Source organism: Duganella vulcania, from assembly GCF_009857655.1.
In the GTDB taxonomy this organism is placed as follows: domain Bacteria; phylum Pseudomonadota; class Gammaproteobacteria; order Burkholderiales; family Burkholderiaceae_D; genus Rugamonas; species Rugamonas vulcania.
Window position 1 is genome coordinate 1 of sequence record NZ_WWCX01000309.1, and the last position, 367, is coordinate 367.

Sequence of the window (367 nt, forward strand, 5' to 3'; positions counted from 1 at the left end):
CCACCGGCCAGATCAATTCGCTGGCCACCGCCTCGATCGCCGCGCTGAGCACCGGCGGCATCGCCGCCCTGGGCACCAACCAGGTGGTCGCGTTGACCTCGGGCCAGATCGCCAGCATGAGCACCGCACAAGTGGCCGCGCTGAGCTCCAACAGCATCGGCGCGATCGAGACCGCCGACCTGTCGGGCCTGTCCACCAACGACATCGCCGCGCTGCGCACCAGCCAGCTGGCCGGCCTCGCGACCGACCAGGTTGCCGCGCTGTCGACCAACCAGTTCGCCGCGCTGAGCTCGGCTCAAGTGGGCGCCCTGAGCACCAACCAGATCGTCGCCCTGACCACCGGCCAGGCCAGCGCGCTGACCGCCGC

At 71.1% G+C, this 367-nt stretch carries 1 pseudogene; it reads left to right on the plus strand.

The annotated features are described in order from the left end of the window. Positions 1-367 (plus strand): annotated as a pseudogene (locus tag GTP90_RS36145) (heme utilization protein); the annotation flags it as partial.